5 protein-coding genes and 1 pseudogene are annotated in these 7,769 nt (G+C 73.2%); 2 read left to right on the forward strand and 4 right to left on the reverse strand.

Going from position 1 to position 7,769, the window contains the following annotated elements; genetic code table 11:
• Nucleotides 1-187: 187 nt before the first annotated feature.
• On the reverse strand, nt 188-1,474 hold the full coding sequence (gene aceA, locus PV721_RS38605; RefSeq protein WP_319732813.1) for an isocitrate lyase: 1,287 nt from the start codon (nt 1,472-1,474) through the stop codon (nt 188-190).
• Nucleotides 1,475-1,864: 390 nt separating this feature from the next.
• On the opposite strand from aceA, the gene PV721_RS38610 reads away from it, so the two are divergent.
• Nucleotides 1,865-3,268, forward strand: coding sequence for a short-chain fatty acyl-CoA regulator family protein (locus tag PV721_RS38610; protein ID WP_319732815.1), 1,404 nt, complete (start codon nt 1,865-1,867; stop codon nt 3,266-3,268).
• An 18-nt stretch (nt 3,269-3,286) separates the two neighbouring features.
• Here the strand turns inward: PV721_RS38610 and PV721_RS38615 are convergent, their stop codons facing one another.
• Nucleotides 3,287-4,201 carry a cobalamin-binding protein gene (locus tag PV721_RS38615; protein ID WP_319732817.1) on the reverse strand — a complete coding sequence of 305 codons (915 nt, stop codon included), beginning with the start codon at nt 4,199-4,201 and terminating at the stop codon, nt 3,287-3,289.
• A gap of 67 nt (nt 4,202-4,268) precedes the next feature.
• Between PV721_RS38615 and PV721_RS38620 the strand changes: the two are divergent.
• Nucleotides 4,269-4,809, forward strand: a pseudogene (locus PV721_RS38620) (enoyl-CoA hydratase/isomerase family protein); the annotation flags it as partial.
• A gap of 195 nt (nt 4,810-5,004) precedes the next feature.
• On the opposite strand, the gene PV721_RS38625 reads toward PV721_RS38620, so the two are convergent.
• Nucleotides 5,005-5,418 carry a PaaI family thioesterase gene (locus PV721_RS38625; RefSeq protein WP_319732819.1) on the reverse strand — a complete coding sequence of 138 codons (414 nt, stop codon included), beginning with the start codon at nt 5,416-5,418 and terminating at the stop codon, nt 5,005-5,007.
• Between the two features lie 55 nt (nt 5,419-5,473).
• Nucleotides 5,474-7,498: an NADPH-dependent 2,4-dienoyl-CoA reductase gene (locus PV721_RS38630; protein WP_319732821.1), complete on the reverse strand. Its 2,025-nt coding sequence runs from the start codon at nt 7,496-7,498 to the stop codon at nt 5,474-5,476.
• Between the last annotated feature and the right edge of the window lie 271 nt (nt 7,499-7,769).

Consider the following 7,769-nt stretch of genomic DNA (forward strand, 5'->3'; position numbering starts at 1 on the left):
GCGGCGCTGGAGGAGCGCCACCAGTTCCTCAGCGAGCAGCGGGAGGACCTCCGCAAGGCGATCGCGGAGCCGCTCCGCCGCTTGGCGCGGGTCCGCGCGCGGCGCCCGTACGCCGGCCGCGGGCGGGCTGCGGAGCGGGCGGGGGCGTAGGGCCCCGCCCGACCGCTGGGCGCGTCCCGGAGACGGCCTAGTGGAACTGCTCTTCCTCGGTGGAGCCGGAGAGCGCGGTGGTGGAGGAGGCGGGGTTGACGGCGGTGGAAACCAGGTCGAAATAGCCGGTGCCGACCTCGCGCTGGTGCTTGACCGCGGTGAACCCGTGCTCCTGGGCGGCGAATTCGCGCTCCTGGAGGTCGACGTAGGCGGTCATGCCGTGCTCGGCGTAGCCGCGGGCGAGCTCGAACATGCCGTGGTTGAGCGAGTGGAAGCCGGCCAGGGTGATGAACTGGAAGCGGTAGCCCATCGCGCCCAGCTCCCGCTGGAACTTGGCGATCCGGTCGTCGTCCAGCGCCGCCTTCCAGTTGAAGGAGGGCGAGCAGTTGTAGGCGAGCATCTGGTCCGGGTGCTCGGCGTGGATCGCCTCGGCGAACTCGCGGGCCTGGGCGAGGTCCGGGGTGCCGGTCTCGACCCAGATCAGGTCGGCGTACGGGGCGTAGGCGAGGCCGCGGGCGACGACGGGCGCCATGCCGTTCTGCACGCGGTAGAAGCCCTCCGCCGTGCGCTCCCCCGTCACGAACTGCGCGTCGCGCTCGTCGACGTCGCTGGTCAGCAGGTTGGCGGCGAGGGCGTCCGTACGGGCGATGACCAGGGTGGGGACGTCCGCGATGTCGGCGGCCAGGCGGGCCGCGTTGAGGGTGCGGATGTGCTGCGCGGTCGGCACGAGCACCTTGCCGCCCAGGTGGCCGCACTTCTTCTCGGAGGCCAGCTGGTCCTCGTAGTGGATGCCGGCAGCGCCCGCCGCGATCATCGCCTTGGTCAGTTCGAAGGCGTTGAGCGGGCCGCCGAAACCGGCCTCGGCGTCGGCGACGATCGGCGCCAGCCAGTCCGTCGTGTCCTTGCCGCCCTCGGCGGTGGCGATCTGGTCGGCGCGCAGCAGCGCGTTGTTGATCCGGCGCACCACCTGCGGCACCGAGTTGACCGGGTACAGGCTCTGGTCGGGGTAGGTGTGGCCGGCCTGGTTGGCGTCGGCGGCGACCTGCCAGCCCGAGAGGTAGATCGCCTGCAGCCCGGCCCGGACCTGCTGGACGGCCTGGCCGCCGGTGAGCGCGCCGAGCGCGTGGACGTAGTCCTGCTCGTGCAGCTGCCGCCACAGCCGCTCGGCGCCGCGCCGGGCCAGGGTGTGCTCCTCGCGGATGCTCCCGGAGAGCCGCACCACGTCCTCGGCGCTGTAGGTGCGCTCGATCCCGGCCCACCGCGGATCCGTGGCCCACCGCTGTTCGAGCTGCTGGGCCGCCGCCGTCGTGTTCGCCTCTGCCATGACCGTCACCGTCTCCATGAATCGCTTGATCTGCCAATGTTCTGGTCAGCTGTGCAAGGTGCTGGCACCGTGTGCCTCAATCTGGGATCACGGCCGCCGGACCGACCCGTGGGCCGAACTGAGCAATGTTGCCGAGCCACCGAGCCAGGACCGCCGGGATCTCCGACATCAGGGCGTGAACCGCGCCCGGAGCGTCCGTCTCGGCCGCCGGGTCCGGCGGGCCGCAGGACAGACTCTGACAGTGGCACCGAGTGCCAACAAGGAGGGACGAATGCCAAGTTCTGCGAATCTTCACCGGCGGTTTTGCCAAGTTTGCAAACCTTGGCGGGGCTTGGATCCCGCGTAGGGTTGCGGCTGTCCCCGGCATCCGAGGAGCAGGCGAGGAGCACGGTGAGCAAGACGTACGCGGGCGCGCGGCTGCGGCGGTTACGCGAGGAACGGCGGATGAGCCAGGCCGAGCTGGCGCGCGTCCTCGCGATCTCGCCCAGCTACCTCAACCAGATGGAGCACGACTCGCGCCCGCTCACCGTCCCGGTGCTGCTGCGGCTCACCGAGGCGTTCGGCGTCGACCCCGGCTTCTTCTCGGAGCGCGACACCTCCCGGCTGGTGGCCGACCTGCGCGAGGCGCTCGCCACGGAGGTCGCCGAGGCCCGGGTGTCCGCCTCGGACCTCGCGGAACTCGCCACCCGGATGCCCGCCGTCGCCTCGGTCCTGCTCGACCTCGGCCGGCGCGGCCAGTTGCTCGCCGAGCGGCTCGCCGGGGCCGCGGACGGCAGGGACGGCACGCTCGACGTCCCGCGCTCACCGCACGAGGAGATCCGCGAGTTCTTCTACCGGCGGCAGAACTACCTGCACGACGCCGACCTCGCCGCGGAGGAGCTGGCCCGTGCGGTGGGGATCCGTCCGGGGGACGTCGTACGCGCCCTGTCGGCGCGGCTCACGGACCGGCACGGGGTGCGCCTCGCGGCCGATTCCGACCGGCTGCACCACTACGACGAGCGCGCCCGCGTCCTGCACCTCTCCAGCCGGCTCCGGCCGGGCCAGCAGGCCTTCCGGCTCGCCACCCAACTGGCTCTGCTGGAGTACGGCGAGGAGCTGGACGGGCTGGCGGCCGAGGACTTCCCGCCCGGTTCCGCGACCCACGGCCTGGCCCGCATCGGCATCGCGAACTACTTCGCCGCGGCGCTGATCCTCCCGTACCGCGCCTTCCACACGGCCGCGGAGGAGTTCCGCTACGACATCGAGCGGCTCACCGACCACTTCGGCCTCGGCTACGAAACCGTCTGCCACCGCCTCAGCACCCTGCAACGGCCCAGGCTGCGCGGGGTGCCCTTCTCCTTCGTACGCGTGGACCGGGCCGGGAACATGTCCAAGCGGCAGTCCGCCACCGGCTTCCACTTCTCCCGGGCGGGCGGCACCTGCCCGCTGTGGAACGTCTACGAGGCCTTCGCCGCGCCCGGCCGCATCCACGTCCAGGTCGCGGCCATGCCCGACGGGCAGCGCCACTTGTGGACCGCCCGCGCCGTCACCCGCCACCGGGGCGGCTGGGGCGAGCCGGGCAAGACCTTCGCCATCGGCCTCGGCTGCGAGATCCGGCACGCTTCCCGCCTCGTCTACTCCGACGGGCTCGACCTGGACAACACGGCCGCCGCCACGCCCATCGGCATGGGCTGCCGCCTCTGCGAGCGACTCGACTGCCCCCAGCGGGCGGTCCCGCCGCTCGGCCGCACCCTCGCCGTCGACGAGAACAGCAGCACCTTCATCCCGTACCCGGTCACCGCCGAGCGCGGCTGAACGGCGCCGCGGGGCGGCTCAGTCCAGCCGCCGCGCCTCCGCCGCGGTCACCGGCTCACCGGCCCGTACGGAGTGCAGCACGTGGGCGAGTACCTCCGCGCCCCGCACCACGCGGGGCCCGGGGCGGTTGAAGTACGCCGGCCCGTCGAGGACCCAGACGGCGCCGGAGCGTACGGCGGGCAGCTCGTCCCAGCCGGGCAGGCAGGTGAGCAGCTCCCGCTCCCGCATCGTGCGCTCGGGCGGGAAGCCGCACGGCAGGACGAGGAGGACGTCGGGGCGCGCGGCGACGACCGCGTCCCAGGTCATCGCCTTGGTGTGCTCCCCCGCCGCGGCCAGCAGCGGTTCGCCTCCGGCGCAGTCGATCTGTTCGGGGACCCAGTGCCCGGCCGGCCACAGCGGGTCGAGCCATTCGATGGCGACCACGCGGGGCCGGGCGAGTCCCGCCGTCAGTCGCCGCACTCCGGCGAGCCGTGCGCGCAGTTCCTCGCGCCGCCGCTCGGCCCGCTCCCGTACGCCGAGCAACTCCCCCACGGTGACCAGGCAGTCCAGTACGTCGTCCAGGGTGCGGGGCTCCAGGCTGAGCACCCGCGGACCGGCGTCGAGCACCCGGACCGCCTGTGACACCCCTCGGTAGGACACGGCGCAGACGTCGCACAGGTCCTGGGTCAGCACCACGTCGGGGGCGAGGGCCGCAAGGGCCCCGGTGTCGAGGGTGTAGAGGGAGGATCCGGAGTGCGCCGCGCCGCCCACGGCGTCGGAGATCTCCCGGCTGCTGAGCGTCTCGGCGGAGAATTCGGCCGCGGTGACGACCGGGACACCGGCGACGGCCTCCGCCGGCCAGTCGCATTCGTGGGTGCGTCCCACCAGGTCACCGGCCAGACCCAGCTCGGCGACGATGTCGGTGGCGGCCGGCAGGAGGGAGACGATGCGCATGCCCCGACTGTAGGCCGCACCGCTGCGCACGGGGTGGTGGGGTGGACTTACCAGGACGTCCAACCATATGTTCGTGGAACAAGGTCCGCGGTGCAGGGAAGCCGGTGAGAAACCGGCACGGTCCCGCCACTGTGACCGGGGAGTGCGCTGCCATCCACACGCCGCCGTCGAGGCCGTGGTCATCAGCGGCGCCGGCGGGCGCGGGCTCTGCGCCGGGGGCGGCATCCGCTCCATCTACGAGGACGCCCGCTCCGGGGGCGCCGCCTCGGCGGACTTCTGGCGCGACGAGTACCGGCTCAACGCGCGCATCGCCCGCTACCCCAAGCCGTACGTGGCCCTCATGGACGGCATCGTGATGGGCGGCGGCGTCGGCGTCTCGGCCCACGGCACCGTCCGGATCGTCACCGAGCCCTCCCGCGTCGCCATGCCCGAAACCGGCATCGGCTTCGTCCCCGACGTCGGCGGCACCTACCTGCTGTCGCCGGCGCCCGGGGAACTGGGCACGCACCTGACCCTGACCGGAACGGCGATCGGCGCGGCGGACGCGCTGCGGTGCGGGCTCGCCGACCACTTCGTGCCCGCGGAGCACCTGCCCGCGCTCGCCTCGGACCTCGCGCGGGACTCCGCGCCTCGAGACCACCCTCGCGGAGGGGGTGCGCTTCGAACGGCGGCTGTTCCACGCGGTGTTCGCCACCGCCGACCAGAAGGAGGGGATGGCGGCCTTCGTGGACAAGCGCCCGCCGGGGTTCGTCCACGGCTGAACCTCCGGGTGGGCCCGCGAGGGCCGCGCGGGCCCGACCGGGTCAGCCGAGCAGCGCGTAGACGGTCGAGGCCGTGGCGGCCGGTTCGTCCGAGCCCTCGGGGGTGAGCGTGATGTCGGCGAAGGCCATGCGCTTGCCGAGCTTGGTGACCCGTACCTGGATCAGTACGTCGGCCCCGACCACCGGCCGCTGGAAGCTCGTCGACTGCTGGACGGTGGTCATCGGCCCGTAGCCGCCGCGGGCCGCGGAGATCGCGACGACGGTGGCGGTGTCGGCGGCCGCCATCATGGCCTGCCCCGAGAGGCCGCCGCCGTCCCGGGCCAGCTCGCCGGACCAGGGCAGGCGCAGCACGGCGTGCCGCTCGCCCGTCTCCTGGACGGTCAGCCCCAGGGCGAGCACCCAGGGGGCGAAGTTGTCGGCGAGGATCTTGTCTGCGTCTGCGGCTGAGAACGTCACCGGGAAATTGTGGCGGCCCGGCCGGACCGCCACAATCCCCTTCGGCCTGCGGATCTCAGAGCGCGGCGGCCAGTTCCGTGCCCTGCCGGATGGCCCGCTTGGCGTCGAGCTCGGCGGCCACGTCGGCGCCGCCGATCAGGTGCGCCTCGATACCGGCCGCGCGCAGCGCCTCGTACAGGTCGCGGCGCGGCTCCTGGCCGGTGCACAGGACCACCGTGTCGGCGGGCACGAGGCGCTGCTCCCCGTCGACGGTGATGTGCAGGCCCTCGTCGTCGATCCGGTCGTACGCGGCGCCGGCGACGGAGACGACCCCGCGGTGCTTGAGCTCCGCGCGGTGGATCCAGCCGGTGGTGGTGCCGAGGCCGGCGCCGACCTTGGTGGCCTTGCGCTGGAGCAGGTGGACACGGCGCGGCGGCGCGGGGCGCTCGGGCTTCGCGAGCCCGCCGGGGCCGGTGTACTCGGTGTCCACGCCCCAGTGGCGGAAGTAGACCTCGGGGTCCTGGGAGGCGCCCTCGCCGCTGTCGGTGAGGAACTCGGCGACGTCGAAGCCGATGCCGCCGGCGCCGACCACGGCGACGCGCTCGCCGACGGGGGCGCCGTCGCGCAGCACGTCGAGGTAGCTGACGACGTTGGCGTGGTCCACGCCCTCGATGTCCGGGGTGCGCGGGGTGACGCCGGTGGCGACGACGACCTCGTCGAAGCCCCGCAGGGTCTCCACGTCGGCGCGGGTGCCGAGGCGGACCTCCACACCGCTCTCCACGAGCTGCGTGCCGAAGTAGCGGATCGTCTCCTCGAACTCCTCCTTGCCCGGGATGCGGCGGGCGACGTCGAGCTGGCCGCCGATGTGGCCGGAGGCCTCGAAGAGGGTGACGGCGTGGCCTCGGCCGGCGGCGGAGACCGCGCAGGCGAGACCGGCCGGGCCGGCGCCGACGACGGCGACGCTCTTCTTCGTGCGCGTCGGGGACAGGACGAGCTCGGTCTCGTGGCAGGCGCGCGGGTTGACCAGGCAGCTGGTGATCTTGCCGCTGAAGGTGTGGTCGAGGCAGGCCTGGTTGCAGCCGATGCAGGTGTTGATGGTCTCGGACCGGCCGGCCGCGGCCTTGGCGACGAAGTCGGCGTCGGCCAGGAAGGGGCGGGCCAGCGACACCAGGTCGGCGCGCCCGTCGGCGAGCAGCTCCTCGGCGATCTCCGGGGTGTTGATGCGGTTGCTGGTGACGAGCGGGACGCTCACCGCGCCCATCAGCCGCTTGGTGACCCAGGTGTAGGCGCCGCGCGGGACGGAGGTGGCGATGGTGGGGATGCGGGCCTCGTGCCAGCCGATGCCGGTGTTGATGATGGTGGCGCCGGCCGCCTCGATCTCCTTGGCGAGGTGGACGACCTCGTCGAGGGTGGAGCCGCCGGGGATGAGGTCCAGCATGGACAGGCGGTAGATGAGGATGAAGTCCTCGCCGAGGGCCGCGCGGGTGCGCCGGACGATCTCCAGCGGAAAGCGGACGCGGTTCTCGTACGCGCCGCCCCAGCGGTCGGTGCGCTTGTTGGTGGCGGCGGCGATGAACTCGTTGATCAGGTAGCCCTCGGAGCCCATGATCTCGACGCCGTCGTAGCCGGCGAGCTTGGCGAGGCGGGCGGCGCGGACGAAGTCCTCGACGGTCCGCTCGACCTCGATGTCGGTGAGCTCGTTCGGCACGAAGGGGCTGATGGGGGCCTGGAGGGCGCTGGGGGCGACCAGGTCCTTGTGGTAGGCGTAGCGGCCGAAGTGGAGGATCTGCATCGCGATCTTCCCGCCCTCGGCGTGCACGGCCTCGGTGATCACCCGGTGCTCCGCGGCCTCGTCCTCGGTGGTGAGGCGGGAGCCGCCCTCGAAGGGGCGCCCGGCGTCGTTCGGGGCGATGCCTCCGGTGACGATCAGGCCGGCGCCTCCGCGGGCGCGCTCCGCGTAGAAGGCGGCGAGGCGCTCGAAGCCGCCCTCGTGCTCTTCGAGGCCGGTGTGCATCGACCCCATGATCACGCGGTTCGGCAGGGTGGTGAAGCCGAGGTCCAGGGGGCTCAGCAGGTGCGGGTACCGGCTCTGGGAACTCATGGGGGCGCCTCCTCGCGCGGGGGTGATGACCCTGTTGTAGCGAGGGGCGGCAGGTTTTGCAACTAGGTGCATAACCGGGAGGCCCGCCCCTGCCCCACCATCCCGGGGCCCGTGGGGCCGGACCCTCGCGCACCTGTGGCGGAGTTCACGCCACCGACGCCTGTGCGGTCGGGCCCGGCGGACTGCGGGCGGGCGGACTGCGCGCCGGGCGGACTACCGGGCCGGGCGGCGCAGAGGGCCGGGCGGCGCAGCGGGCCGGCGGGTGGACGGG

This window comes from Streptomyces sp. MB09-01 (assembly GCF_033794505.1).
Taxonomy (GTDB): Bacteria; Actinomycetota; Actinomycetes; order Streptomycetales; family Streptomycetaceae; genus Streptomyces.

Bases quoted from the DNA above. Each gene is read 5' to 3' on its own strand.
- aceA (WP_319732813.1), bottom strand. From the start codon at position 1,474: ATGGCAGAGGCGAACACGACGGCGGCGGCCCAGCAGCTCGAACAGCGG.
- PV721_RS38615 (WP_319732817.1), bottom strand. From the start codon at position 4,201: ATGCGCATCGTCTCCCTCCTGCCGGCCGCCACCGACATCGTCGCCGAG.
- PV721_RS38630 (WP_319732821.1), bottom strand. From the start codon at position 7,498: ATGAGTTCCCAGAGCCGGTACCCGCACCTGCTGAGCCCCCTGGACCTC.